The 24,975-nt window shown below is 73.2% G+C and carries 26 protein-coding genes and 1 pseudogene; 20 read left to right on the top strand and 7 right to left on the bottom strand.

The features are described 5' to 3' along the window. Positions 1–47: 47 nt before the first annotated feature. From ABD269_RS31380 to ABD269_RS31340, 9 genes and pseudogenes are all read left to right on the top strand, one after another. The gene (locus ABD269_RS31380) at positions 48–242 is read left to right on the top strand and encodes a hypothetical protein (protein WP_116213708.1); all 195 of its coding nucleotides are present in this window, start codon (positions 48–50) and stop codon (positions 240–242) included. A 71-nt stretch (positions 243–313) separates the two neighbouring features. Next, positions 314–1,207: an N-acetyl-1-D-myo-inositol-2-amino-2-deoxy-alpha-D-glucopyranoside deacetylase gene (mshB, locus tag ABD269_RS31375; protein WP_344123411.1), complete on the top strand. Its 894-nt coding sequence runs from the start codon at positions 314–316 to the stop codon at positions 1,205–1,207. Then, on the top strand, positions 1,204–1,593 hold the full coding sequence (locus tag ABD269_RS31370) for a DUF6113 family protein (RefSeq protein WP_301892655.1): 390 nt from the start codon (positions 1,204–1,206) through the stop codon (positions 1,591–1,593). The genes mshB and ABD269_RS31370 overlap by 4 nt, the downstream gene beginning before the upstream one ends. A gap of 177 nt (positions 1,594–1,770) precedes the next feature. Then, positions 1,771–4,455 (top strand): annotated as a pseudogene (locus tag ABD269_RS31365) (hypothetical protein); the annotation flags it as partial. 165 nt (positions 4,456–4,620) lie between these two features. Further along, on the top strand, positions 4,621–5,574 hold the full coding sequence (locus ABD269_RS31360) for an ABC transporter ATP-binding protein (protein WP_344123406.1): 954 nt from the start codon (positions 4,621–4,623) through the stop codon (positions 5,572–5,574). Then, complete coding sequence (locus ABD269_RS31355; protein ID WP_344123404.1) at positions 5,571–6,314, top strand: ABC transporter permease; 744 nt, start codon at positions 5,571–5,573, stop codon at positions 6,312–6,314. Before ABD269_RS31360 ends, ABD269_RS31355 begins: the two co-directional genes overlap by 4 nt. A gap of 37 nt (positions 6,315–6,351) precedes the next feature. Continuing rightward, on the top strand, positions 6,352–7,578 hold the full coding sequence (locus tag ABD269_RS31350) for a sensor histidine kinase (protein ID WP_344123402.1): 1,227 nt from the start codon (positions 6,352–6,354) through the stop codon (positions 7,576–7,578). Between the two features lie 43 nt (positions 7,579–7,621). Further along, complete coding sequence (locus ABD269_RS31345; RefSeq protein WP_301892649.1) at positions 7,622–8,263, top strand: response regulator transcription factor; 642 nt, start codon at positions 7,622–7,624, stop codon at positions 8,261–8,263. A 104-nt stretch (positions 8,264–8,367) separates the two neighbouring features. Next, complete coding sequence (locus ABD269_RS31340; protein ID WP_344123399.1) at positions 8,368–9,582, top strand: PP2C family protein-serine/threonine phosphatase; 1,215 nt, start codon at positions 8,368–8,370, stop codon at positions 9,580–9,582. Here ABD269_RS31340 and ABD269_RS31335 read toward each other — a convergent pair. Together ABD269_RS31335 and ABD269_RS31330 are read right to left on the bottom strand one after the other, a co-directional pair. Further along, positions 9,506–10,345, bottom strand: a complete 840-nt coding sequence (locus ABD269_RS31335) for a transglutaminase family protein (RefSeq protein ID WP_344123475.1) — start codon at positions 10,343–10,345, stop codon at positions 9,506–9,508. The two genes, ABD269_RS31340 and ABD269_RS31335, sit on opposite strands and share 77 nt — an antisense overlap. Positions 10,346–10,426: 81 nt before the next feature. Continuing rightward, a complete protein-coding gene (locus ABD269_RS31330) occupies positions 10,427–11,425 on the bottom strand; it encodes a GNAT family N-acetyltransferase (RefSeq protein WP_344123397.1) in 999 nt (332 codons plus the stop codon). 114 nt (positions 11,426–11,539) lie between these two features. Here ABD269_RS31330 and fdxA point away from each other — a divergent pair, with 114 nt between their 5' ends. Both fdxA and dapC read left to right on the top strand, forming a co-directional pair. Continuing rightward, entirely contained in the window at positions 11,540–11,869 is a 330-nt protein-coding gene (gene fdxA, locus ABD269_RS31325) for a ferredoxin (RefSeq protein ID WP_301892645.1), read from the top strand. 98 nt (positions 11,870–11,967) lie between these two features. Beyond that, positions 11,968–13,065, top strand: coding sequence for a succinyldiaminopimelate transaminase (dapC, locus tag ABD269_RS31320; RefSeq protein ID WP_344123394.1), 1,098 nt, complete (start codon positions 11,968–11,970; stop codon positions 13,063–13,065). Between the two features lie 76 nt (positions 13,066–13,141). On the opposite strand, the gene ABD269_RS31315 is transcribed toward dapC, so the two are convergent. After that, the gene (locus ABD269_RS31315) at positions 13,142–13,555 is read right to left on the bottom strand and encodes an ATP-binding protein (RefSeq protein WP_116213718.1); all 414 of its coding nucleotides are present in this window, start codon (positions 13,553–13,555) and stop codon (positions 13,142–13,144) included. A gap of 287 nt (positions 13,556–13,842) precedes the next feature. Next, positions 13,843–14,772, bottom strand: a complete 930-nt coding sequence (locus tag ABD269_RS31310) for a VldE C-terminal domain-containing protein (protein WP_344123391.1) — start codon at positions 14,770–14,772, stop codon at positions 13,843–13,845. Between the two features lie 134 nt (positions 14,773–14,906). On the opposite strand from ABD269_RS31310, the gene dapE reads away from it, so the two are divergent. Together dapE and ABD269_RS31300 are read left to right on the top strand one after the other, a co-directional pair. Beyond that, positions 14,907–15,986: a succinyl-diaminopimelate desuccinylase gene (gene dapE / locus ABD269_RS31305; protein WP_344123389.1), complete on the top strand. Its 1,080-nt coding sequence runs from the start codon at positions 14,907–14,909 to the stop codon at positions 15,984–15,986. Positions 15,987–16,051: 65 nt separating this feature from the next. Next, positions 16,052–16,801: an LOG family protein gene (locus ABD269_RS31300; RefSeq protein ID WP_116213721.1), complete on the top strand. Its 750-nt coding sequence runs from the start codon at positions 16,052–16,054 to the stop codon at positions 16,799–16,801. A gap of 60 nt (positions 16,802–16,861) precedes the next feature. Here ABD269_RS31300 and folP read toward each other — a convergent pair whose 3' ends face one another. Then, a complete protein-coding gene (folP, locus tag ABD269_RS31295; RefSeq protein ID WP_344123386.1) occupies positions 16,862–17,722 on the bottom strand; it encodes a dihydropteroate synthase in 861 nt (286 codons plus the stop codon). Positions 17,723–17,828: 106 nt separating this feature from the next. Between folP and ABD269_RS31290 the strand changes: the two genes are divergently transcribed. Together ABD269_RS31290 and ABD269_RS31285 are read left to right on the top strand one after the other, a co-directional pair. Further along, positions 17,829–18,242 (top strand): DivIVA domain-containing protein, encoded by a 414-nt coding sequence (locus ABD269_RS31290; RefSeq protein WP_344123384.1) that lies wholly within the window; start codon positions 17,829–17,831, stop codon positions 18,240–18,242. Further along, the gene (locus ABD269_RS31285) at positions 18,239–18,829 is read left to right on the top strand and encodes a DNA-3-methyladenine glycosylase I (protein WP_301892634.1); all 591 of its coding nucleotides are present in this window, start codon (positions 18,239–18,241) and stop codon (positions 18,827–18,829) included. Before ABD269_RS31290 ends, ABD269_RS31285 begins: the two co-directional genes overlap by 4 nt. Positions 18,830–18,844: 15 nt before the next feature. On the opposite strand, the gene chcB is transcribed toward ABD269_RS31285, so the two are convergent. Further along, positions 18,845–19,630 carry a 2-cyclohexenylcarbonyl CoA isomerase gene (gene chcB / locus ABD269_RS31280; protein ID WP_344123382.1) on the bottom strand — a complete coding sequence of 262 codons (786 nt, stop codon included), beginning with the start codon at positions 19,628–19,630 and terminating at the stop codon, positions 18,845–18,847. Positions 19,631–19,939: 309 nt separating this feature from the next. On the opposite strand from chcB, the gene ABD269_RS31275 reads away from it, so the two are divergent. Continuing rightward, positions 19,940–20,107 carry a DUF3117 domain-containing protein gene (locus tag ABD269_RS31275; RefSeq protein ID WP_003985072.1) on the top strand — a complete coding sequence of 56 codons (168 nt, stop codon included), beginning with the start codon at positions 19,940–19,942 and terminating at the stop codon, positions 20,105–20,107. Between the two features lie 145 nt (positions 20,108–20,252). On the opposite strand, the gene ABD269_RS31270 is transcribed toward ABD269_RS31275, so the two are convergent. Further along, complete coding sequence (locus ABD269_RS31270) at positions 20,253–20,918, bottom strand: O-methyltransferase (protein ID WP_116213725.1); 666 nt, start codon at positions 20,916–20,918, stop codon at positions 20,253–20,255. Between the two features lie 163 nt (positions 20,919–21,081). On the opposite strand from ABD269_RS31270, the gene sigE reads away from it, so the two are divergent. The 4 genes from sigE to ABD269_RS31250 all read left to right on the top strand — a co-directional run bounded on the left by sigE (position 21,082) and on the right by ABD269_RS31250 (position 24,906). Continuing rightward, positions 21,082–21,852, top strand: coding sequence for an RNA polymerase sigma factor SigE (gene sigE / locus ABD269_RS31265; RefSeq protein WP_301894338.1), 771 nt, complete (start codon positions 21,082–21,084; stop codon positions 21,850–21,852). Then, positions 21,849–22,658: an anti-sigma factor family protein gene (locus ABD269_RS31260; RefSeq protein ID WP_344123379.1), complete on the top strand. Its 810-nt coding sequence runs from the start codon at positions 21,849–21,851 to the stop codon at positions 22,656–22,658. Before sigE ends, ABD269_RS31260 begins: the two co-directional genes overlap by 4 nt. A gap of 141 nt (positions 22,659–22,799) precedes the next feature. Beyond that, entirely contained in the window at positions 22,800–24,344 is a 1,545-nt protein-coding gene (locus ABD269_RS31255; RefSeq protein ID WP_344123377.1) for a S1C family serine protease, read from the top strand. 106 nt (positions 24,345–24,450) lie between these two features. Further along, positions 24,451–24,906 (top strand): sec-independent translocase, encoded by a 456-nt coding sequence (locus tag ABD269_RS31250; protein WP_301892617.1) that lies wholly within the window; start codon positions 24,451–24,453, stop codon positions 24,904–24,906. The last annotated feature ends 69 nt before the right edge of the window (positions 24,907–24,975 follow it).

Below are 24,975 nucleotides of genomic sequence, written 5' to 3'. Positions count from 1 at the left end.
ATCCGCCCCTTGTCCGTCCGACCGCGCGTACATGGAGGTGAACCGCTGTGGCACTCTCGATTTCGGCGGTGGTGCTGCTGGCGATCATCGTCTTCCTGCTGGTCCGGAAGTCCGGGCTGAAGGCGGGCCACGCCGCGGTCTGCGTGCTGCTGGGGTTCTACCTCTCGAGCTCGTCGATCGCCCCGACGCTCAACCAGCTGACCAAGAGCGCAACCGACGTCATCAGCAACATCAAGTTCTGAGCGACCCGCGGGCGCCGGCGTCGGTGCGGGCGGGCGCCCCGCCGGGCCGATCGGGCTCGTAGGCTGTTCCCATGACCGACAGCTTCCCCTCGACGGGCCGCCGGCTGCTCCTGGTGCACGCGCACCCGGACGACGAATCGATCAACAACGGCGCGACCATGGCCAAGTACGCCGCCGAAGGGGCCCATGTCACCCTCGTGACCTGCACCCTGGGTGAGGAGGGCGAGGTGATCCCGGAAGGGCTGGCCCACCTGACGGCCGACCGGGACGACGCCCTCGGGCCGTACCGCGCAGGCGAGCTCGCCGACGCGATGCGGGAGCTGGGCGTCACCGACCATCGCTTCCTCGGCGCCCCCGGGCGCTACCGCGACTCCGGAATGATGGGCGCCCCGCAGAACGAGCGCCCCGAGTGCTTCTGGCGGGCCGATGTGGACGAGGCCGCCACCTCCCTCGTGGAGGTGATCCGCGAGGTACGGCCCCAGGTGCTGGTCACCTATGACCCCGAGGGCGGTTACGGCCACCCCGACCACATCCAGGCGCACCGCGTCGCGACGCGCGCCGTGGAGCTCGCGGGCGAGCCCGCGTTCCGCCGCGACCTCGGCGACCCGCACGAGATCGCGAAGGTCTACTGGAACTGCGTGCCGCGCTCCGTCCTGGAGGACGGCTTCGCGCGGCTGCGCGAGCTGGGCTTCGGCAAGCCCTTCCCGGGCGTCGCCTCCCCGGCGGACGTCCCCGGCGTGGTCGACGACGCCGAGGTGACGGCGGCCGTCGACGGCTCGGCCCACGCCGCGGCGAAGGCGGCCGCGATGCGCGCCCACGTGACGCAGATCGCGGTGGACGGACCCTTCTTCGCGCTCTCCAACGACCTCGGGCAGCCGCTCTTCGCCACCGAGTACTACCGGCTCGTGCGGGGCACCGCCGGTGCCGCGTACGAGGACGACCTGTTCGCGGGGGTGGACGCATGACCGGCATGGCCTCTCCGCTCGGCGCCGGGCGCCTCGGCGGCTACCTCGGCCTGGCCGTCCTCGGGGCGCTGGCCGGGGTCGCCGGAGCGCTCGTGCAAGGCGGCTGGTTCCCCGGCGGGTTGATGCTGGCTCTGCTGGCCATCGCCGGGCTGAGCTACGGCGGACTCCTCGCGACCCGCGCCAGAGCCGGCGGGGTCGCGCCCGGCGTCGGCTGGATCGTCTCGGTGCTGCTGTTGACCACGAGCAGGCCGGAGGGCGACTTCCTCTTCGGCGCCGGACTGGGCTCGTACGCCTTCCTGCTGGGCGGGATGGCGGTGGCTGTGATGTGTGCCACCCTCCCGAAAGTGCCGCAACCGGGCGGGCCTTCAGTCCGACTTGGCAAGTGACGTGACGATTTCTGCCTGAGGAGAGCGAGGCGCGAAGACGCGCCCCGCGCTCCCTGTCGCCGGGGCGATCCGGCGGCCGTCAAGTGCGTGTCCGCGGTGCCCAGTATGGTGGTGCGCGCCGCCGAGCCGCCCGAACGAGGTCATGACGGGCGGCGGAGCCAACCAGGAGAGCCTGCTTTGAGCCGTGAATCTGACAGTTCGTCCCCCGGGCCCCAGGGGCGCGGTGGCGCCGCTTACCCGTCGGGGACCCCGCCGTACGGAACCCGCCACGCGTCCTCGGACGGTGGCGGCAGCGAGGAGCCGGCCGTGTCGCCGAAGCCGGAAGAGACCAGGACCGAGACCACGCTGACGACGCGGATCCGTATCAACATCCCGGGTTCGCGGCCCATTCCGCCGGTCATCATGCGCACGCCCGTCGGTGACGAGGCGGCCGCGGGCGACGACGCCCCCGCGGCGCCGGGCGCCCCGGCCGCGGCCGGACCCGCCGTCGGTGAGCGCAAGCCCGCCCTGCCCCGCCGCCCCGAGCCGTCCGCGGCCCCGGCGCGCGCGGAGGCGGAACGGCAGAGCGGCACGGGCGAGAAGGAGAAGGCGAGCGACTGGTTCGCGCCGCGCAAGTCCGGCCCGTCGGCCCCCGGCCCCTCGACCGGTGCGAACCGGCGGGCGGGCACGCAGGGCGGCACTGTCGGCGGTGCGTCAGCAGGCGGCACCGGCGCGGCCGGTGGCGTGCCCGGCGGTCCGGCCGGTGTCGGCGGCCCGTCGAACGGCGCTCCCGGCGGCTTCGGCGGAGGTTCCGCTTCCGGTGGTGTCCCGGGTGCGGGCGCCCCCCTGCAGACGCCCATGACCGGCGCTCAGAACCCCTCGACCACCGCTGCCACCCCCTGGCCCGCGGACCCCATGGCCACGGGTGCGAACCCCGTGATGCAGGAGCCCCCGGCCGTCGCCGCGCCCGTGGACGACTGGCCGCTCGACCCCTCCACGACGAGCGCCACGCCTTGGCAGAACGGCGCCCCGGCCGCCCCTGTCGACGACTGGCCCGGCGGTTCCCAGACCACCGGCGCGACCCCCTGGCAGGGCGCAGGCCAGGTCGCGCCCGCGCCCGCCCCCGCCGACGACTGGCCGCTCGACGCCTCCGGCGGCGGAGCCGCTCCCTGGCAGGGCAACGCCTCGGCGGCGCGCGCCGCGCGCCGTTCCGGTTCGCAGGTCGACGACTGGCCCGGCGGCTCCTCGACGACCGGTGCCGTACCGCAGCAGCCCACGCAGGGCGGTGCCGTCGGCGGAGCCGCGCCGTGGCCCGGCGGGGCCCCGGGCGACGCGTCCACCACGAGCAGCACGCCGTGGCCCGCCGACCCCGCCACGACCGGTGCCACCCCCTGGCCCGCCGACCCCATGGCCACAGGCGCCCCGGGCGCCTCCCCGGCGGCCGGTGCCGCGCCGTGGAACGAGGCAGTGGAGTCCACGCAGCAGTTCCCCGCGCCCACCATGGGCCAGGGCGCCGGTGCGGCGCCGTTCGCCCCCGCCCCGCCCGGTGGCGGTGCCTTCACCGAGGGCCGTACGGACACGCCTCGCGAGGGCTTCCCGCGCGTACCGGGCCCGGCCACCGGCGCGCAGGCGGCGCCGCAGGCCCCCGTGGACACCAAGGCGCCCAAGCAGCCCAAGGGCGGCAAGGGCGCGGGCAAGAAGGGCGGCCCCAAGGTGCCCCCGCCCGCCGGGCAGAAGGCGGCCGGCGAGACGCTCGTCAGCGGCGTCCCCGTCGTGCCCCCGCCCGCGGGCCCGGGCGCGAAGGCGGCGCCCGTGGACAGCGGCGCGCCCCGCGTGCCCGTGCCGAAGCCGAAGGTGCCCGCACCCGGTGCGACCGCACCCGCGGCTAAGAGCGCACCGGCCAAGGCCGCGCCCGCGAAGAGCGCCCCGAAGAAGAAGGGCCGCTCCAAGCTCGTCCTGGCCGGTGGCGCGCTCGTCGCGCTCGTCGGTGTCGCGTACGGCGCCGGGCTGCTGCTCGACCACGCCGACGTGCCGAACGGCACCACCGTGCTGGGCGTGGCGATCGGCGGCAGCTCCAAGGAGCAGGCCGTGCAGAAGCTCGACTCCGCGCTCGGCGACCGTGCGACCGCGCCGCTGAAGGTGTCGATCGGCGGCAAGCAGGCGACGCTCAAGCCGTCGGTGGCCGGGCTGAGCATCGACACGCAGGCCACGGTGCGGGATGCGGCCGGACGGGACTACAACCCGCTCACCGTCATCGGCTCCCTGGTCGGCGGCACCCGTACGGCCGAGCCCTCGATCGGCGCCGACGAGGAGAAGATCGCGGACGCGCTGAAGCGGGCCTCCGGCGAGACGGGCACCGCCAGGGAAGGCACGATCAAGTTCGAGCCGGGCAAGGCCGTGCCGGTCTACGGCCAGGCCTACCAGGGCCTGGACACCGACAAGGCCGTCGCCGCGGTCGCCCAGGCGTACCGCGACCGCGCCGCCACCGGCCAGGACAAGACCGTCGAGCTGCCCAGCGCCGGGCAGCAGCCCAAGGTGGACAAGGCGGAGGTCGACCGGGAGATGGAGAGCTTCGCGAAGCCCGCCATGTCCGGCCTGGTCACCGTGCAGACCGACGCGACGCACAAGATCCAGTTCGGCCCCGAGCGCTCGCTGCCGAAGATCCTTTCCGTGAAGGAGGTCAACGGCAAGCTCGTCGACGCCTACGACCTCGAAGCGATCAAGGAGCTGTACGGGACCACCTTCGCCGGGGTCAAGATCCAGCGTGGTGACGGCAGCAAGACCGACGTCACCCCGCAGGATGTCGTAGGCGCCCTGCGCAAGGCCCTGATGGGCAAGACGCCCGCCGAGCGCACCGGCGTCATCCCGCTCAACCCGAGCTGACCCGCGCCCGACGGCCCGTACGAGCCCCCGTGCCCCATCCGGCACGGGGGCTCGCCCGTTTTCACCGGCGTGACCTGCTGGTTACCGGATCCATGACATCTGTCATCGGCAGTACACGACGGCTGACACTGCCGACCGGCGCCCCGGCCTGGAACCATCATCCGTATGACCACCACAATGAGCACGTTCACGGGGGAAGGGCGCCGCACCGGCGCCCCCGTGGTCAGCTTTGAGCATGTGAACAAGAGCTTCGGCGAAGTGCGGGCCGTCGCCGATCTGGACCTCGAGCTGTATCCCGGGGAGACCGTCGCCCTGCTCGGCCCCAACGGCGCCGGCAAGTCCTCCACCCTGGACCTCCTCCTCGGCCTGCGCACCCCCGACACCGGGCGCGTGGAGCTGTTCGGGACCACTCCGCAGCAGGCCATCGCGCAGGGCAAGGTCGGCGCGATGCTGCAGAGCGGCGGCCTCATGGAGGACGTGAAGGTCCGCGAGCTGGTGCAGCTCGCCTGTGACCTGCACCCCCGCGCCTATCCGCTGGAGCAGGTGCTGGAGCAGGCGGATCTCACCGAGATCGCCGACCGCATGGTCAACAAGCTCTCCGGCGGCCAGGAGCAGCGGGTGCGGTTCGCCCTCGCGACGGCCGGTGCCAATGAGCTCGTCGTGCTCGACGAGCCGACGACCGGGATGGACGTCACCGCCCGGCAGGCGTTCTGGAGCGTGATGCGGCAGCAGGCCCGGGAGGGCCGCGCGATCCTCTTCGCCACGCACTATCTGGAAGAGGCCGACGCGATCGCCGACCGGGTGATCGTGCTGCACCGCGGGCGGGTCCTCGCCGACGGTTCCGCCGCCGAGATCAAGGCCAAGGCGGGCGCCCGGCGGATCGTCTTCGACCTGGACGGGCACATCGGCGAGGCCGCGCTGCGCGAACTGCCGTTCCTCTCCTCCCTGGAGATATCCGGCCGCACCGTGCGCATCCAGTCGCACGACGCCGACGCCACCGTCCACGCCCTCTACGGCCTCGGTCTCTACCCGCGCAACCTCGAGGTCGCGGGCCTCGGCCTGGAGCAGGCATTCATCGCCATCACCGACGCCGCGACCGCCGAGGAGGCGGCCCGATGAACACGCTGATCAAGCTGGAAATCGTGCGCACCCTGCGCAACAAGAAGTTCATGTTCTTCTCCGTGCTCTACCCGGCGGCCCTCTATCTGCTGATCGCGGGCGGCGCGAGCACCACGGAGATCGTCAAGGGCACGCACCTGACGCTGCCGCTGCTGATGATGGTCTCCATGGCCTCCTTCGGCGCGATCACCGCCGTGCTCATGGGCAACAGCGAGCGCATAGCCAAGGAGCGCGAGAAGGGCTGGGTGCGCCAGCTGCGGCTCACCGCGCTGCCCGGCCGCGGCTATGTGACGGCCAAGGTCGCCTCCGCCGCCGTGGTGTCGCTCCCGTCGATCCTGGTCGTCTTCGCCGTCGCCGCCGCCGTCAAGAACGTCCGGATGGACTCGGCCTGGCAGTGGTTCGCGCTGACGGGCGCGATCTGGGCGGGCAGCATCGTCTTCGCGGCCCTCGGTGTGGCGGTCGGCTATCTCGCCACCGGCGACGCCGTGCGCCCCATCACGATGATCATCTACTTCGGCCTGTCCATCCTGGGCGGCCTGTGGATGCCGACCTCGACGTTCCCGAAGTGGCTCCAGAACATCGCGGAGTGGGTGCCCACCCACGCCTACGCCGGGCTCGGCCAGGCCATCGAGCAGGGCGGCGCCCCGCACATGAAGGACGTGTCCATCCTGGTCGCCTATCTTGTGCTGTTCGCCGGTGCGGCCGCCTGGCTGTACCGCAAGGACACCCGGAAGGCCTGACAACCCGGTGCCGTACGGCCGCGAGGAGGGAGAACCGATGAGCGTGCTCACGCGCTGCCGGGAACTGTGGCGGGGTGCCCTCGCGGCCGAGAACGAGCAGGCGGAGTTCGTCGGCATCGGCTCCACGCCCGACAACCGCCGTCAGGTGCTGGTGAAGCTGGCCTGGATCGGCATCTGGTTCGCCTATCTCGCGGCACCGGCCGCGGACATCGTCGGCGACCACCACACGGTGGCCGCCGACGTCCTCGGCGGGCTGGGCCTGGTGGTCTTCGTGACCGGCTACCTCGCCCTCGTCTTCCGGCAGACCTCGCGGCCGCTGGAGCGGATCCGGGTGTTCCCCATGCTCGTCCTGCTGCTGGCGATGGCGCTCGTGCTGTCACTGGCGCTCGGCGCCCCCTGGCTCGTCCTCTTCGTCTATGTCTGCGTCGCCTGCGGGGCCGTCCTGCCGACGACGGTGTCGCGCTACCCGATCCTGCTGACCACGGGTCTGCTGATCGTCATCGGGATGAAAACACCGAAGGCGGGCGACTACATGCCCGCGCTCGTCCTCCCGGCGCTGCTGGGCGGCTTCGCGATGGTCGGGGTGCGGCAGATGGCCCGTACGACCAGGGCGCTGCGCGAGGCCCGGGCCACCGTCGCCCACCTCGCCGCCAACGAGGAGCGGCTGCGGCTCGCCCGCGACCTGCACGACCTCCTCGGCCACTCGCTGTCGCTCATCACGCTCAAGAGCGAGCTGGCGGGGCGGATGCTGCCGGACAAGCCGGACCAGGCCGCGCAGCAGGTCGCGGACATCGAGCGGGTCAGCCGGCAGGCGCTGGTCGACGTGCGGGAGGCGGTGAGCGGCTTTCGCCGCCCCACCCTCGACGCGGAGATCGCCGGAGCCCGTACCGCCCTCGCCGCCGCCGGCATCGCCGCGGACCTCGACCGGGTCGAGACCGCCCACGCCGACCTGCCGCCCGACGAGGAGGGGGCGCTCGCCTGGGCGCTCCGGGAGGCCGTGACCAATGTGGTGCGGCACAGCGGGGCGCGCCGCTGCGAGGTCTCGCTGGTGGAGGCGGACGACGAGCTGTGCCTGACCGTCACGGACGACGGCCGCGGCCCGCGGGGCGCGCACGGCAACGGCCTGACCGGCCTGACGGAACGGCTCGCCCTCGCGGACGGCCGCCTGGAGACGGGCCCGGGTCCCAAGGGCGGCTTCCGCCTGCGGGCCTGCGTACCGCTCTCGCGGAGCGTCCCGAAGGACGGTGAGCCGCTGAGCGCGTAGCGCCCGGGCGAGGGGCCCCGCCCCGACCGCCTACCCTGACGCTGTGACCGACCAGCCCAGCCCCGTTCCACCCCGCCCTACGATCAAAGTCCTGCTCGCCGAGGATCAGTCCATGGTCCGCGAAGCCCTCGCCGCGCTGCTCGGGCTGGAGGGTGACATCGAGGTCGTCTCGCAGGTCGCACGGGGCGACGAAGTGCTCGACGCCGCGCGTGCCCACGCCCCGGACGTCGCCCTGCTCGACATCGAGATGCCCGGGATGACCGGTCTCGACGCCGCCGCGCTGTTGCGGCGCGAACTGCCCGCGCTCAAGGTGGTGATCCTCACGACCTTCGGCCGCCCCGGCTATCTGCGCCGGGCGATGGAGTCCGGCGCGGAGGCGTTCCTCGTCAAGGACGCGCCCGCGGCACAGCTCGCCGACGCCCTGCGCAGGGTGCTGCGCGGGGAGCGGGTGATCGACCCGACCCTCGCCGCCGCCGCGCTCGCGGAGGGCGCGAACCCGCTGACCGACCGCGAACGCGCCGTGCTCCGCGCCTCCGCCGACGGCTCGACCAACGCGGAGCTGGCGAAGGCCCTGCACCTGTCTCCCGGCACGGTCCGCAACTACCTCTCCACGGCCATCCAGAAGAGCGGGGCCCGCAACCGCGCCGAGGCCGTCCGGATCGCCCGGGACAAGGGCTGGCTGTAGCGGCAGGGGATCATGGGCACCGGGCACTCTGTCGCAAGGCCGTCATATGGCCGTCGTAGGGTCCCTACGACCACGAAGACGCGAGGGGGAAGGGGAACGCCGCCGTGCACATCAAGCGCGTTCCCGACGGCGGGCGCGTCCTGACCGTCGCGCTGATCGCCGGGATCGCCGCGCTGGCCGTGCTCGACTGCATGACCGGCACCCGGCTGCGGCTCGCCCTGATCGCGAGCGTCATGCCGCTGATCGCCGCCCGGCTGTGCTCCTTCCGCCGCACGGTCGTCGTCGCGGCGGTCTTCGCGGTGGCCCAGACGGTGATCCACTGCGTGATCGTGCCGCGCTGGGACGTCGCGAGCGTGCTCGTCGCCGTACTCGGCGCGCTCCTCGTCGGGGGCTTCGCCGTGGCCCTGTGCGCGGCGCTGCTGGAGCGCGAGGCGGCGTACGACCGGACCCGGATGGTCGCGGACGCCGTGCAGCGCACGATGCTGCGGGAACTGCCCATCACCGCGGGGCTGCTGCGGATCGCCGGGTTCTACATCTCCGCGCAGGAGGGCGCCCGGGTCGGCGGCGACATCTACGAGGTGGTGGAGAGCCCGTACGGACAGCGCATCCTCATCGGCGACGTCCAGGGCAAGGGCATGCTGGCGATCGGCGCGGGGCACGCGGTGCTCACGTCGTTCCGGGAGGCGGCCTATCACGAGGCCGCGCTGGAGGCCGTCGCCGACCACATGGAGGGCGCGCTGCTGCGCCACAACAGCGCGCTGTCGCTGACCGGCACGGACGAACGCTTCGTCACCGCGCTGCTGCTCGAGGTCGGCCCGCCGGGCACCACGACCCGGGTGCTGTCCTGCGGCCACATCCCGTACTACGTCATCAGCGGCGACCGGGTCGAGGAGCGGCTGCCGGAACACCACGGGCTGCCGCTGGGGCTCGGCGGGCTCACCGGCGCACCACGCCGGGCCGTGGACTCGGCGGCCTGCCGTACGGGTCCGGCCTCGCCGGAGTGGCTGGTGCTGTGCACGGACGGGGTCACCGAGGCCCGCGACCCCGAGGGCCGCTTCTACCCCCTGCGCGAGCGGCTGACCCGCTGGGTGCGGCTGCCGCCGGCGGAGCTCGCGCGTGCGCTCCGCGCGGATCTGGAGGCCTTCACGGAGGGCGAGCTCAAGGACGACGCGGCGGTCCTGATCGTCAGGGACGCACTGGCGTGCGGCGAGTCGATGCCCCGGAGTGCCGCCGGGCGCCCCGTCAGTTCAGCATCGCCCGCGCCGCCCGCGCCTCGCGGCGGACCGACTGCGCCACCGTCGGCTCCAGCGCGTCGATGACCTCCGCGTACTCCTCCATCTCCCGCGCCCCGCCCACGAAATCCCCCCGTTCCACCAGCAGCTCCGCCCGCTCGTAGCGCAGCCGCGCCGGATGGCTCGGCAGCAGGAGCGAGAGGTCGACCGCCCACAGCTGCACCTCGCTCCGCTCGGGGCGGGCCGCGGCCCAGGCGCGGATGTTGTTGAGGACGCGCAGCACGATCTCCAGCGGCTCGGCCGGGGAGAACATCGACGGTTCCAGCGGCGCCCCCGTCGCGCCCGCGACCAGCAGCCCGGCCTCGTCCTCGGACAGCTGCCGCCCGCCGTCGAAGGGGTCGGCCAGCACGTGCGACCCGTACGGCTCGCCGAAGCCGATGACGAAGTGGCCGGGCAGCGCCACCCCGTACACCGGGGCGCCCGCCCGCCGGGCCACCTCCATCCACACCACGGACAGCAGGATCGGCAGCCCGCGCCGCCGCTGCAGCACCTCGCCGAGCAGCGAGGACTCCAGCCGCCGGTAGTCGGCGGGGGAGCCGCGGAACCCGCAGCGCTCCCCGAGCAGGTCCGCGAGGGCCGCGGCCCACTGCCGGGGCGCGGCGCCGCGCCCCAGCGCGGGGAGCAGCCCCGCGAGCCGGTCCAGTTCTATCTGCGCCGCGTCGATCGCGGCCTCGCCCGCCGTGGGGTCCGCCTCGGTGCCGATCAGGAGGCAGAGCAGCGCGAGGTCGGGTCGCTCCTCCCGCGCCGCCTCCGCGAACCGCCGCCGCCGGCCGGTGGTGTCGTCGTCCATCAGGTCCTCGTACCCGCTCGGGGCGGTGGGGGAAAGACCCACCGCCGGTGTCCATGGTGCGCCCGTGCCCGCCCCGCCCGTCTACCCCTGTGGCGCGCGGCGGTAGTGGTACGCGTGGTGGGTGGTGAAGCCGAGGCCGTCGTAGAGCGCGTCGGCGCCGCCGTTGTCCGTCATCACCTGGAGGTACGCCGCCGAGGCGCCCTCGGCAAGCGCCCGCTCGGCCAGCGCGGCCATGACCAGGGTGCCCAGGCCCTCCCGGCGCCGGGCCGGATCCACGTCCAGGGCCGAGAACCCCGCCCAGCGGCCGTCGACGACACAGCGCCCGATGGCCGCGGGCCGCTCCTCGCCCGGCACCGTCGCGAACCACACCGAGGGCCCGCCCGTCAGCACCGCCATCGCGTCCTCGGCGGACGCGGACGTACGCCCGTATGCCCGCAGCCACGCCTCGTCGGGTTGCCGGGAGAGCAGCACGCGGCCGGTGTCGGCTCCCGTGTCGGCGAGGGGGGCCAGCGCGGCCGTGCGTATCACGGCATGCCGCTCCTCCGTCCAGCCGTGCCGCGCCAGCTCCGCGTCCAGCCGCTCGTCCTCGGCCGGGTCGCCGGTGGTGACCTGTACGACCGCGGGCAGCCCGCGCTCCCCGTACCAGGCGCCGACGCGCTCCAGCGCCTCCGGCAGCGGCAGCCCGCAATCGCCCAGGGGCAGCACCGAGTTGGCCCGGGAGGTGAACCCGCCCGCGGCCCGCAGCGTCCAGCCGCCCAGCGCCGCGGTCTCCCGCGCGGGCCAGCCGCGCGTCGCGATCTCCTGGAGCTCCCGCACCGTCGTGGCGGGCCCGCGCCGGCGGGCCGGGGCGGCCGGTACCACCTTGCCCGCGACGAGCGAGGACTCCTCGATCACCACCGTCTCACCGGTCCGGCGTGTGATCCGCAGCACACCGGCGTCCCAGGAGTCGAGCACCCCGACCGTGTCCGTGAACCGCTCGGGGGACCGTCCCGGCTCGTTCAGCCGACGGACAGATACCCTTTTTCCCACATCGGCGGTACTGATCCTGACTTCCAGCCGTCCGCCCGTGGTGAATTCCACAGCTCTCCTCGCCCCTCTTGTTCGTCAAGTGCCCGGGAACGGAGATACTAGGTGTGGGCATCGACGACGCCGCGCTCCCGCGCGAGATACGCCCTACCGAGGAGGAACGACAGCGTGACCTACGTCATCGCGCAGCCTTGTGTCGACGTGAAGGACAAGGCGTGCATCGAGGAGTGCCCCGTCGACTGCATCTACGAGGGCTCCCGGTCCTTGTACATCCACCCGGACGAATGCGTCGACTGTGGTGCCTGTGAACCGGTCTGCCCGGTCGAAGCGATTTTCTACGAGGACGACACTCCTGAGGAGTGGAAGGACTACTACAAGGCGAACGTCGAGTTCTTCGACGAGCTCGGCTCGCCCGGTGGTGCCTCCAAGCTCGGCCTGATCGAGCGCGACCACCCCTTCATCGCCGCGCTGCCGGCGGACATCAACCCCGCACACTGATTTCGCGGCAGCCACCAACGGCCCCGTACGGCCCTCGTGCCGTGCGGGGCCGCGGCATTGACACCGAGCACCTATCTGCAAGAGAGCGAGCGAGCACCGTGGGCGCAGTCTCTTCCCGTCTTCCCGCGTTCCCCTGGGACCGGCTCGACCCGTACAAGGCGACGGCCGCCGCCCACCCGGACGGCATCGTGGACCTGTCGGTCGGCACCCCGGTCGACCCCGTGCCCGCGCTGATCCAGCGGGCCCTCGCCGACGCCGCCGACAGCCCCGGCTATCCGACGGTGTGGGGCACGGCCGCGCTGCGCGACGCGCTCACCGGCTGGGCGGAGCGCCGCCTGGGCGCCCGGGGCCTGGCGCACGCCAACGTCCTGCCCGTCGTCGGCTCCAAGGAGCTGGTGGCCTGGCTGCCGACCCAGCTCGGGCTCACCGCGGGCGACAAGGTCGCCTACCCGCGGCTCGCCTACCCGACCTACGAGGTCGGCGCACGCCTCGCGGGCGCCGAGCCCGTCGTCTACGACGACCCCTGGGAGCTCGACCCGGCAGGGGTGAAGCTGCTGTGGCTGAACTCCCCGTCCAACCCCACCGGCCGGGTCCTCACCGCCGACGAGCTGCGCCGGGCGGTCGCCTGGGCGCGCGAGCACGGCGTGCTGGTCTTCAGCGACGAGTGCTATCTGGAGCTGGGCTGGGAGGCTGACCCGGTCTCGGTGCTGCACCCGGACGTGTGCGGCGGCTCGTACGAGGGGATCGTCGCCGTCCACTCGCTGTCCAAGCGCTCCAACCTGGCCGGCTACCGCGCGGCGTTCCTCGCAGGTGACGCGGCGGTCCTGGGCGAACTGCTCCAGATCCGCAAGCACGGCGGCATGATGGTCGCCGCTCCCGTCCAGGCGGCCACTGTCGCCGCCCTGGGCGACTCGGCGCACGTCGCCGAGCAGCGCGAGCGCTATGCGCGCCGGCGCGAAGCGCTGCGCGCGGCGCTCGAGCGCGCGGGCTTCCGGATCGAGCACAGCGAGGCGTCGCTGTATCTGTGGGCCACGCGCGACGAGCCGTGCTGGGACACGGTGGCGGACCTCTCGAAGCGGGGCATCCTGGTCGCGCCGGGCGACTTCTACGGCGTGGCGGGCGAGCGGTACGTCCGCGTCGCCTTCACGGCCACGGACGAGCGGGTGGAGGCGGCGGTCCGCCGCCTGTCCGCCTGAACCCCGGCACGCACGCAGAGAGGGCCCGGGAGACATCTCCCGGGCCCTCTCAGCTGAACGATCCGGATGACCGGGGTCAGCCGCCGATCGGGAGCCCACCGGTGGGCAGTCCCTTGGTCGGGAGGCCGCCCTTCGTCGCGGTCTCCGCCGTGCTGCTCACGACACCCGCCGCGGACCCGCCGAGGTCGCCCGCGACCTTCTGCGCGGCCGGGGTGGTGGACTGAGCGGTCTTGCCGAGCGTGTCCGTGGCGCCCGGCGCGGCGGTGTCGACGGCCTTGTGGCCGACCTCGGCCGTGGTGACACCGGCCTTGTGCGAGGTCGCGGCGATGTTGTTGCCCAGGTTCGCGCCGTCCACCGCGCTCAGACCGCCCAGGTCGGGGGCCTTGAGGTCCGCGGCGTTGGCAGCTCCGGCCACGCCGATGACGGGTGCCGCGCTGGCGGCGACCAGCAGGGCGGCCCGGGCGATCCGACGCGAAAGGGGGAGGGACATGATGCTCCTTTTGGCGGAGTTGAGGACGTTAGCTGTCCGGCGAGCGGACGCAGTGACTACCGCGTGAGAGCCTCGAAGGTTGCGGTGCCCGAAGGTAAAGCCTTGGTAATGCGTCGCATTATCGGTTTCGGGAAATCCCGGGCAAACCGCACCGGGCGCGACGTTGTCCTAAAGGCGTACAAGCCTTTAGTCGCAAGGGACTTGAGGGAAGTCGAGCGGAAACGGCGGGGCATGCCGAATTTCCGCCCGCACCCCGGGCGGATACCCCGTAGGAGGGGCGCCTCGTACTACTGAACGGTGGTGATCCGGACCTCGGACGTGGAGGCTGCCGAGGCGTCCGACGTCTTGCGCCAGCCGTCGCGGGAGTCCTCCGCCGTCCACTCCAGGCCGCTGAAGGTGATGCGCTCGATCCGCAGCTCCGAAGCGTGGGCCATCGCCCAGGAGGCCACCTGCCAGCCCCGCCGCGCGGGTGCGTCGTCCGGCGCGTCCGCCGTGGACCGCGCGGGCACCGTCACCGTGCGGGCGGCCGCGCCCGCCGAGCCGTTGGTGCCCGCGCCCCCGGTGCCGTCCGTGGCCGGCAGCACCGTCGCGCCGAACTCGCGCCGCAGCTTCGTCCGTACCGCCGAGGGGTCCCCGTGCTTGCCGTCCGGCGGGCTCGTCGTGCAGCTGAAGGAGGCCTCCGCCCGGCCCGTCAGCCCCGACGCCAGCAGCGAGGCGTCCGGCTCGTGCTTGGCGTACGCCTGCGGGAAGCCGCTGCGCTGCACCTTCTGCGCGGCCACCGTCAGGGGCAGCCGCGAATAGCCCGGCACCTGCACGAGGTGGTCGTAGAACTTGCCCGCCGCGTACACCGGGTCGGTGATCTGGTCCGCCGTGCCCCAGCCCTGCGTCGGCCGCTGCTGGAACAGGCCAAGCGAATCGCGGTCGCCGTGGTGGATGTTGCGCAGCCCCGACTCCTGCATGGCCGTCGCCAGCGCGATCGTCACCGCGCGCTCAGGCAGCCCGCGGGCGGTGCCCACGGCCGAGATGGTGGCGGCGTTCACCGCCTGCTCGGGGGCCATGGCGTACGACTCGCCGTTGGCCCGCACGGTGCAGCGGGGGGCGCCGGGGCCGCCCGTCACCAACTGGGCCACGCCGTAGCCGATCAGCGCCAGCAGCACGGCGCAGGCGGCCACGACGCGCAGCAGGCGACCACGGCGGGTGACGAAGATCCGGGACATGCGGCAAACGTTACTGGAGAGATATGAGAATCATGAGGGCCGGATCTCCGACCGGTGTCCCGCCCGCCCCGCGCGGGCTCCCGCGGGCCCTTCCGGCCGCGGCCGCGCCCTGCGGGCCGGTTAGAGTCGCGGGCATGGATGACGCCGTACTCGACCTGTCCCTCGACGCCGCCGCCCTCACCGCCCGGCTCGTCGACGTCCCTTCCGAGAGCGGGAACGAGAAGACGCTCGCCGACGCCGTGGAGCGCGCGCTGCGCGCGCTGCCGCACCTGACCGTCGACCGGTACGGCAACAACGTCGTCGCCCGCACGAACCTGGGCCGCGCCGAGCGCGTGGTGCTCGCCGGGCACATCGACACCGTGCCCATCGCCGACAACGTCCCCTCCCACGTGGACGACGACGGCTATCTGTGGGGCTGCGGCACCAGCGACATGAAGTCCGGCGTCGCGGTGCAGCTGCGCATCGCGGCGACCGTGCCCGAGCCCAACCGCGACCTGACGTTCGTCTTCTACGACAACGAGGAGGTCGCCGCCCACCTCAACGGCCTCGGCCACGTCGCGGCCGCCCACCCCGACTGGCTCGCCGCCGACTTCGCCATCCTGCTGGAGCCGACCGTCGCCCAGGTCGAGGGCGGCTGCCAGGGCACCCTGCGGGTGCTGCTGCGCACGGCGGGCGAGCGCGCCCACTCGGCGCGCGGCTGGATGGGCAGCAACGCCATCCACGCGGCGGCCCCGATCCTGGCCCGGCTGGCCGCGTACGAGCCGCGCAGGCCCGTCATCGACGGCCTGGAGTACCACGAGGGGCTCAACGCCGTACGGATCGAGGGCGGCGTCGCGGGCAATGTGATCCCCGACGCCTGCACGGTCACCGTCAACTTCCGCTACGCCCCCGACCGGAGCGAGCACGAGGCGATGGTGCACGTCCTCGAGGTCTTCGCGGACTGCGGTGTCGCCGAGTTCGTCGTCGACGACCACTCGCCCGGCGCGCTGCCCGGCCTGTCCCACCCGGCCGCCGCCGCCTTCATCGAGGCCGTCGGGGCGACGCCGAAGCCCAAGTTCGGCTGGACGGACGTCTCGCGCTTCAGCGCGCTCGGCGTGCCCGCCGTCAACTACGGCCCCGGCGACCCGATGGTCGCGCACAAGCGGGACGAACGGGTCCGCATGGCGCTGATCCCGGAGTGCGAGGAGCGGCTGCGCGCCTGGCTGACCTCCTGACGAGCCCGCCCGCGGCGCCGCGGGGGCCTACGCTGAACAGCAACGATCAGCGGAGGGAGAGCGGAATGGCACATCCCGAAGGAGCCCGCGCCCAGCGGGAGCAGCGCCGCGGGCCGGTCGTGCGCAGGCACGGCCAGATGCAACAGGGCACCACCGACCAGCATCTGCTGGACACCAGAGGTACCGCGGACTGGGTGCACGAGGATCCCTTCCGGGTGATGCGCATCCAGTCCGAGTTCGTCGAGGGCTTCGGCGCGCTCGCCGAACTGCCACCCGCCATCAGCGTGTTCGGCTCGGCCCGCACGCCGGTGGACTCGGCGGAGTACGAGGCGGGGGTGGCCATCGGCCGCGGCCTGGTCGAGGCGGGCTTCGCGGTCATCACCGGCGGCGGACCCGGCGCGATGGAGGCCGCCAACAAGGGCGCGATGGAGGCGGGCGGCGTCTCCGTCGGCCTCGGCATCGAGCTGCCCTTCGAGCAGGGGCTCAACCCTTACGTCAACCTCGGCGTGGACTTCCGCTACTTCTTCGTCCGCAAGACGATGTTCGTGAAGTACGCGAGCGGGTTCGTCGTGCTGCCGGGCGGACTCGGCACGCTGGACGAGCTGTTCGAGGCACTGACGCTGGTGCAGACGAAGAAGGTCACGCGCTTCCCGATCGTCCTCTTCGGGACGGCGTACTGGCGCGGGCTGGTCGAGTGGTTCCGCGACACCCTGATCGCGGAGGGCAAGGCGGGCCTCCACGACCTGCATCTCTTCCATGTGACGGACGACGTGGACGAGGCGGTCGCCCTGGTGACGAAGGAAGCGGGGGCGTAAGCGAACGCCGGACGGGCTGAAATCAGCCCGTCCGGCGTTCGGGGCGCAGCTTCGTGGGGGCTAGGCCAGACCGCGGCGGGCCACCGCGGGCGCGCGGTGCCCCGCGATGGACGCCACCATGTCGAGGACCTGCTTCGTCTCCGCGACCTCGTGCACGCGATAGACCTGCGCACCCAGCCACGCCGACACGGCCGTCGTCGCCAGCGTGCCCAGCACCCGTTCCTTCACCGGCCGGTCGAGCGTCTCCCCGACGAAGTCCTTGTTGGACAGGGAGACGAGGACGGGCCAGCCCGTCTCCGCCATCTCGCCCAGCCGCCGGGTCGCCTCCAGCGAGTGCCGGGTGTTCTTGCCGAAGTCGTGCCCCGGGTCGATCATGATCGCGTCGCGCCGGACGCCGAGCGCGACGGCCCGCTCGGCCAGCCCGAGCGTCACCCGCAGGATGTCCGCCATCACGTCGTCGTACGCGATGCGGTGCGGCCGCGTCCGGGGATCGACGCCGCCCGCGTGCGTGCACACCAGGCCCACTCCGTAACGCGCCGCGACCTCCGCCAGCTTGGGATCGAAGCCGCCCCACGCGTCGTTGAGCACGTCCGCGCCCGCCTCGCAGACCGCCTCGCCGACGTCGTGCCGCCAGGTGTCCACGCTGATGACCACGTCCGGGTGACGCCGGCGGACCTCGGCCACGAAGCCGACGGTGCGCCGCGCCTCCTCCTCGGCGGTGACCTCCTCGCCCGGGCCCGCCTTCACACCGCCGATGTCGATGATGGCGGCGCCCTCCGACACCGCCTGCTCCACGCGGGCCAGCGCGGCCTCGTCACGGAACGTCGCTCCCTGGTCGTAGAAGGAGTCGGGGGTCCGGTTGACGATCGCCATGATCACCGGCTCGTGCGCATCGAACTCGCGTCGTCCCAGCCGCAGCATTTCCGTACTCCTCTTCGCGTGGTCCGCCAGCGACCTTAACCGTCAGTGGGGCATGGCACGATCGTGGAGGACGGATTCGTGTGGCGGGCGCACCTGGGAGATGGTCGTGTTCTGGTTCTTGCTCATCGCGCTGGTCGTGGTGGTGGCCGCGGTCACGCTCTTCGTCGTGGGCGGCGGGAGCGGTGTCTCGCTGCCCGAGGCCGAGCCGGACCGGATCGCCTGGCCGCTGCCCGCCGACCGGCCCACGAGCCGGGCCGACGTCGACGCGGTGCGGCTGCCGCTCGCGGTGCGCGGCTATCGCATGACCGAGACCGACGACGTCCTGGACCGGCTCGGCGCCGAACTGGCCGAGCGCGACGCCCGGATCGCCGAGCTGGAGCGGGCCCTCGCGGTCGCTCGGGCGGAGGCCGAGGCGGCGCGCGGCGCGGCGAAGAAGGACGCGAACAAGGACGAGGAGAGCCCCGGGCAGGCGCCGAACGACGCCGCGCCGGGCGAGTGGAACGGGGGAACGGAAGCATGAGCGCAGGAGTGGTCGTCGGCCCGGACGGGCTGGCGCGCTGTCCTTGGGGCCTGGAAGCGGAGTCCATGGAGGACTACCGCCGCTATCACGACACCGAGTGGGGCCACCCGGTGCACGGCGACGACGCCCTCTACGAACGGATGTGCCTGGAGGCGTTCCAGTCCGGGCTGTCGTGGCTGACGATCCTGCGCCGCCGCGAGGGTTTCCGCGCGGCCTTCGCCGACTTCTCCATCGCCAAGGTGGCGGCCTTCACCGAGGCGGACGCCGAGCGGCTGCTCGCCGACCCGGGCATCATCCGCAACCGCGCGAAGATCAGCGCGGCGATCGGCAACGCCCGGGTGGCGGCGGAGTGGGCGCCCGGCGAGCTGGACGCCTTCATCTGGTCGTACGCACCGGACGGAGCCCGCAGGGCGCCGCGCACGATGGCGGACGTGCCCCCGACGACCCCCGAGTCCACGGCCCTCGCGAAGGAGCTCAAGAAGCGGGGCTTCCGCTTCGTCGGGCCCACGACGGCGTACGCGATGATGCAGGCGTGCGGCCTGGTGAACGACCACTTGGCCAACTGCCACGCGCGCGGGGGCGCGTAGCGGCGGCCGGGCCGGTCAGCGCCCCACGAACTCCGGCTTCTGCTTCTTGAGGAAGGCGTCCACCGCGATGCGGTGGTCCTCCGAGGCCCCGGCGCGCGCCTGGAGCTCGTCCTCCTTGGCCAGCGACTGGGCCAGCGAGTGGTCCGCGCCGTAGGCCAGCGACTCCTTGAGTGCCGCGTAGGCCGCGGTCGGGCCCTCCGCGAGGCGGCGGGCCACCGCGGCCGCCTCGGCGGCGAGCTCCGCGGCGGGCACGACCTTGTTCGCGATGCCCAGCTCGTACGCCTCCTGGGCGGGCACGTTGCGCGGGAACAGCAGCAGGTCGGAGGCGCGGCTGTGGCCGACGAGGCGGGGGAGGGTCCAGGAGACGCCCGAGTCCGCGGTGAGCGCGACCCCGGCGAAGGACGTGTTGAAGGCGGCGGTGTCCGCGACCACGCGGTAGTCCGCCGCGAAGGCGAAGCCCGCGCCCGCGCCCGCCGCGACCCCGTTGACCCCGGCCACGACCGGCTTCCGCATCCCGGTGATCGCGGTGACGATGGGGTTGTAGTGCTCCTTGACCGTGCTCATCACGGACTCGGCCCGCGCCAGCAGCTCGACGTGTTCCTTGAGGTCCTGCCCGACGCAGAAGGCGCGCCCGGTGGCGGTCAGCAGGACGGCGCGCACCGCCGGATCCGCGCCGGCCTCGCCCAGCACGTCGCGGAGGGCGATCTTCGTCTCGATGTCGAGCGCGTTCATGGCGTCGGGACGGTTGAGTGTGACCGTCGCGAGCCCGTCCGTCACGTCGTACAGCACGGTGTCGGCCATGGAGCCGCTCCCTCCCTCGTCGCGGCTGCGTCGACAGCCGTCAGGGCTCAGCATGCCGGAGATCACCGGCGGCCGATATGTGACCTGCGTCAAAGAAACCGGCCATCGATGCGGTGCGACGGCCGCGCAGTATCGCAGTCCGATCGCCGAATTGGGTGGTTTTGCGAGAGCGCGTTGCCGACCGGATGCGGACCGATGTTGGTCATCGGGTCACGCGATGCGGGATAATGGCCTGGAAGCAATGTGTTCGATGCCGGTGACACCTGGGTTGTCGGCTGCGGCGAGCTGGTTTCAGGAAGGGGAACGAGCATGGCGGCCATGAAGCCGCGGACGGGCGATGGCCCGCTCGAGGTGACCAAGGAGGGGCGGGGCATCGTCATGCGGGTTCCGCTCGAGGGCGGCGGTCGTCTCGTCGTCGAGCTGACCCCGGACGAGGCCAAGGCTCTCGGCGAGGCCCTGGAGAAGGTCACCGTCTGACGCACGGCCTGCGAATGTCACGCTGCCCCGGCCGCCGGCCCGTTCCCGGCTCCGGGGCAGCGGTGTATCCACACCCGGGCGCACGCCCCCGGCGCGCGTCGGTCCGTGGTGCGCCCCGGTGGGCGTACGCGTCCCGTGCCGCGGGTCAGCCGCGCCGGGCCGCGCACAGCAGCCCGTCGCCGACCGGCAGCAGCGAGGGCAGCAGCACGGTGGACTCGCGCACCGCGCGCAGCAGCTCGCGCAGCCGCTGCACCTCGGCGGGCTGGGCGGCCGAGTCGACCGTGCGGCCGTCGGCGAAGACGCCCTCGAAGCAGACGAGTCCGCCCGGCCGCAGCAGGCGCAACGATTCGGCTAGATAGTCGAGGCACTCCAGCCGGTCGCCGTCGCAGAACACCAGGTCGTATCCGCCGTCGGCGAGGCGCGGCAGCACCTCCAGCGCGCGGCCGGGGATGAAGCGCGCGCGGTTGCCCGCGAAGCCCGCGGCGCGGAACGCCTGCCGGGCGAACTGCTGGCACTCGGGGTCGCTGTCCACGGTCGTCAGCACGCCGTCGGGCCGCATGCCGTGCAGGAGGTGGATGCCGGAGACGCCGGTGCCGGTGCCGATCTCGGCCACCGCCTTGGCGTCCACCGCCGCGGCGAGCAGGCGCAGCGCGGCGCCGGTGCCGGACGACACCGAGCGGAGACCTGCCTCGTGAGCCCGGTCCCGGGCCCAGCGCAGTGCCTCTCCCTCGGCGACGAACGCATCGGCGAACGCCCAGCTCGTCTGCTGGTTGCCGGTAATGGCCCTCTCCTGTCCCCGTAGTCGACGCAACCGTGACTGTATCCGCTGACCACGGGAACCCGCAGATGGGACCGCGCGTTGGGAAGAATCGGAGGGCTACGGCGGGAGAAGCCGGGAGGAGACGCCGGAGACGGGGGATCAAGACCAAATGAAGGTCAAAATTCCTTATCCTGAGCTAACGGGCGGGATGGATATGGTAGGGGCTCCACTGGACACCACCAGAGCCGACAGGGGAGGTGCGGCTGCGGCCGGAGACCGTCGGGGCGTGCTGAAGCGCTTTCGCAGGTCCCTCGGCGAGCCGAAATCCGTGACCAAGACCGCTGACCGTTCGCGCACCACCGACTCCGCACCCACCGCGACCTTCGCCACCGATGCGGATTCGCAGGCGTGGGCCCCTCCCTCCTGGGAGGAGATCGTCAGCACGCACAGTGCACGGGTCTACCGCCTGGCCTACCGCCTCACCGGCAACCAGCACGACGCCGAGGACCTCACGCAGGAGGTGTTCGTGCGCGTCTTCCGCTCGCTGTCCACGTACACCCCGGGCACGTTCGAGGGGTGGCTGCACCGCATCACCACCAACCTCTTCCTGGACATGGTCCGGCGCCGACAGCGCATCCGCTTCGACGCACTCGGCGAGGACGCCGCGGAGCGGCTGCCCAGCCGCGAGCCCTCCCCCCAGCAGCACTTCAACGACACCCACTTCGACGCGGACGTCCAGCAGGCGCTGGACACCCTCGCCCCGGAGTTCCGTGCCGCCGTCGTGCTGTGCGACATCGAGGGCCTTTCGTACGAGGAGATCGCCGCGACGCTCGGCGTGAAGCTCGGCACCGTGCGCAGCCGCATCCACCGCGGCCGCTCCCACCTCCGCAAGGCGCTTCAGCACCGCTCGCCCGCCGCCCGGGCCGAGCAGCGTGCTGTGGCCGTGGCAGGCGTTCCGCTGAGTGGGGAGGTAGGGATCGCGTGACCGGTTCAGGCGGTCAGTCCCCCGCCGAGCACCATCTCGGCGACCGCCTCGCGGCCCTGGTCGACGGGGAGTTGGGACACGACTCTCGGGAGCGGGTGCTCGCGCACCTGGCGACCTGTTGGAAATGCAAAGCCGAAGCCGACGCCCAGCGTCGGCTCAAGAGCGTGTTCGCCGAAGCGGCCGCCCCGCCGCTCTCCGACGCGCTGCTCGCCCGCCTGCAGAATCTGCCCGGCACCGGCCCCGGCGGCGATGGCGCCGAGAGACTGCGCCGTGAGGGCGCGGAGCCCGGCCCGGAGGGCCGCGGGCGCCCCGGAGGTCAGGGAAAAGGCGGCGCCGGCACCCGGGCTGAAACCTTTGCCCTCTTCCCCGCCGTCGCCCCCTGGCAGCGCGACCGCGGCTTCCGCATCCACGACTTCCCCGACGCGTCCCGTGGCGCCTCGCGAGGGCGCCGCTTCGCCTTCGCGGCGGCGGGCGCGGTCTCGCTCGCCGCGTTCGCGCTGGGCAGCGCCCAGCCGCTCGCCTCGGTCGGTGAGACCACCAGCGCGCGCTCGGAGGACCCACGCGTCGCCACGGCGCCGCTCGCCATGACCCCCGGTGCCACCGCCGAGGACCGCCGCGCACTGGCCCTCACGCTCGCCGGGCGGGACGGCCCCGGTGTGCCGGGCGCCCCGGCCGCCCCCGCGGCTCCGGCCACGGAGGTGTCGCTGCTGCGGCCCTCCGGTGCGGTGCTGTTCCCGCCCCTGATCCGGGCCGCGCTCCCCGCCCCGGGCCTCTCGACGGCGGACAGCGCGCCGATCCGTCACTGACCGTCCCGCCGGCCGCGCCCGGCGGATCCGGTCGGCGGCCCGGGCCCTCTGCGCAGGTCCGCGCGGACCTGGTTGAATTCCTGGTGGGCCGCGGATCCCTCGGGCGATGCCGTGCGCCCTCCGGCGAACGGTGGGGAGAAGATGGACGAGGGGAAGGCGCGGCCCATGGGCCCCAAGCCGCAGTGGTGGAGCCGTCCCCGGCGTACGACACTGCCTGACGCCGCGTCACCCGCCCCTGAGGGCGAGCCCGGTGGCGCGGCCCCCGCGGACGCCACGCCCCCGCCTTCGTACGACGCGCAGGCCGGCCGGGCCCCGGCGCCCCTGCACGCGCCCGACCCGTACAGCACGCCGCCGTACGGCCGTCCCGGCCCGTGGGCGCCCGCGCCGCCCGTCCAGCGCCCGGTCACCCCGGCGCACGGCACCCATCTCCCGCCGGCGGGCCTGCCACCCGTGCCGCCCGGTCACGGCCCGCAGTTCACGCCACCCCTTCCGTACGGGCCGCCCGCGCCCTGGCAGTACGACCCCTGGGCCGTGTCACCCGTGTCCCGCCCCGACGCCCCGGCCGGGCCGGCCGCCGGGCGGCGGCGGGGGCGCATCGTCGTCGGGGCGCTGATCGTGGCGCTCGTCGCCGGAGGCGTCGGCGGAGCCGTCGGGTCGTATCTGGAGCGGGACGGCGTCGTGGGGCACCACGTGCGGCTGCCGCAGGCGCCCGTCGACCGGTCCGGGCGGGCCCCGGGCAGCGTCGCCGGGATCGCCGCGCGCACCCTGCCCGGCGTGGTGACCATCCATGTGCGCGGCGGCAGCGACCAGGGCACCGGCACCGGCTTCGTCCTGGACAAGGAAGGCCGCATCCTCACCAACAACCACGTCGTGGAGCCCGCGGGCTCCGGCGGCGACATATCGGTGACCTTCAACGGCGGGCAGAGCGCGAAGGCCACCGTCGTCGGCCGGGACAGCGGCTACGACCTGGCAGTGATCAAGGTCTCCGGGGTGTCCGGGCTGACCCCGCTCGCCCTCGGCAACTCCGACTCCGTCCGCGTCGGCGACTCCGTGGTCGCCATCGGTGCCCCCTACGACCTCGCGGGCACCGTCACCACCGGGATCATCAGCGCCAAGGAGCGCCCGATCACCGCGGGCGGCCAGAAGCAGGACGGCAGCGACGTCAGCTATGTGGACGCGCTCCAGACCGACGCCCCGATCAACCCGGGCAACTCGGGCGGACCGCTGGTGGACTCCGAGGCCCGTGTCATCGGCATCAACAGCGCGATCCGCTCCGCGGGCGACGGCTCCGACCTCGGCGGCGGCCAGGGCGGCAGCATCGGCCTCGGCTTCGCCATACCGATCAACCAGGCCAAGCGCGTCGCCGAGGAGCTCATCAACACCGGCAGGGCCACCCACCCGGTCATCGGCGTGACCCTGGACATGACGTACGCGGGCGACGGCGCCCGGGTGAACTCCAAGGGCGCCGACGGGCCGGCCGTCACTCCGGGCGGCCCCGGCGACAAGGCGGGCATCCGGGACCAGGACGTGATCAGGAAGATCGACGGGGCGCCGGTGCACAGCGGCCAGGAGCTGATCGTCAAGGTCCGCAGTCACCGTCCGGGTGACCGGCTGGCCCTCACCGTGGAGCACGACGGCAAGGAGCGGACCGTGGAGCTGACCCTGGGCTCCGCGGGCGCGCGATGACCTTTGGCCTGATGTTGGCCCGGGCGACGCCCTCGGGGGTCCCCGGGCCAGGTACCGTGATAGGTGGCCGCGACCCCCGGCCACTGACGCCTCAAGGAGCTGCAACGTGCTCGACATAGGACCCCTCGAGCTGGTCGCGCTCGTGGTGATCGCCATCCTCATCTTCGGCCCCGACAAGCTGCCGAAGATGATCCAGGACGTGTCGCGGACGTTGCGCAAGATCCGGCAGTTCTCGGAGAACGCCAAGCAGGACATCCGCTCGGAGCTGGGCCCGGAGTTCAAGGACTTCGAGTTCGAGGACCTCAACCCCAAGACCTTCGTGCGCAAGCACGTGCTCGACAAGGACGAGCTGGGCCTGAAGGAGATCCGCAACGGCTTCGACTTCAAGGCCGAGATGGGTGACGTGGCCGACGCCGTCCACGGGCGCAGCAGTGCCCCGGAGCCGTCCTCCGGCCCCGCCGCGCCCGGCTCCCCGTCCCCGTCCGGTGGCCCTGACCTGCTCAAAAAGCGCGAGGGGCTGCACCCCGGCGAGCGCCCGCCCTTCGATTCCGACGCCACCTGAGTCCGCGCATCCCGTGCGCCATTGACGGGGGTGGCTATCCTCCCTGTGTTTGGGGTGAAGTCGTCCTAG

The sequence above is a fragment of the Streptomyces blastmyceticus genome (assembly GCF_039521185.1).
Classification (GTDB): Bacteria; Actinomycetota; Actinomycetes; order Streptomycetales; family Streptomycetaceae; genus Streptomyces; species Streptomyces blastmyceticus.
This window is presented reverse-complemented; position numbering and strand designations above follow the sequence as displayed.

Coding starts and splice junctions, on each gene's coding strand:
- mshB (WP_344123411.1), top strand. CDS start 314: ATGACCGACAGCTTCCCCTCGACGGGCCGCCGGCTGCTCCTGGTGCAC.
- ABD269_RS31370 (WP_301892655.1), top strand. CDS start 1,204: ATGACCGGCATGGCCTCTCCGCTCGGCGCCGGGCGCCTCGGCGGCTAC.
- ABD269_RS31360 (WP_344123406.1), top strand. CDS start 4,621: ATGACCACCACAATGAGCACGTTCACGGGGGAAGGGCGCCGCACCGGC.
- ABD269_RS31355 (WP_344123404.1), top strand. CDS start 5,571: ATGAACACGCTGATCAAGCTGGAAATCGTGCGCACCCTGCGCAACAAG.
- ABD269_RS31350 (WP_344123402.1), top strand. CDS start 6,352: ATGAGCGTGCTCACGCGCTGCCGGGAACTGTGGCGGGGTGCCCTCGCG.
- ABD269_RS31335 (WP_344123475.1), bottom strand. CDS start 10,345: ATGGACGACGACACCACCGGCCGGCGGCGGCGGTTCGCGGAGGCGGCG.
- ABD269_RS31315 (WP_116213718.1), bottom strand. CDS start 13,555: ATGTCCCTCCCCCTTTCGCGTCGGATCGCCCGGGCCGCCCTGCTGGTC.
- ABD269_RS31310 (WP_344123391.1), bottom strand. CDS start 14,772: ATGTCCCGGATCTTCGTCACCCGCCGTGGTCGCCTGCTGCGCGTCGTG.
- dapE (WP_344123389.1), top strand. CDS start 14,907: ATGGATGACGCCGTACTCGACCTGTCCCTCGACGCCGCCGCCCTCACC.
- ABD269_RS31300 (WP_116213721.1), top strand. CDS start 16,052: ATGGCACATCCCGAAGGAGCCCGCGCCCAGCGGGAGCAGCGCCGCGGG.
- folP (WP_344123386.1), bottom strand. CDS start 17,722: ATGCTGCGGCTGGGACGACGCGAGTTCGATGCGCACGAGCCGGTGATC.
- ABD269_RS31285 (WP_301892634.1), top strand. CDS start 18,239: ATGAGCGCAGGAGTGGTCGTCGGCCCGGACGGGCTGGCGCGCTGTCCT.
- chcB (WP_344123382.1), bottom strand. CDS start 19,630: ATGGCCGACACCGTGCTGTACGACGTGACGGACGGGCTCGCGACGGTC.
- ABD269_RS31275 (WP_003985072.1), top strand. CDS start 19,940: ATGGCGGCCATGAAGCCGCGGACGGGCGATGGCCCGCTCGAGGTGACC.
- sigE (WP_301894338.1), top strand. CDS start 21,082: ATGGTAGGGGCTCCACTGGACACCACCAGAGCCGACAGGGGAGGTGCG.
- ABD269_RS31255 (WP_344123377.1), top strand. CDS start 22,800: ATGGACGAGGGGAAGGCGCGGCCCATGGGCCCCAAGCCGCAGTGGTGG.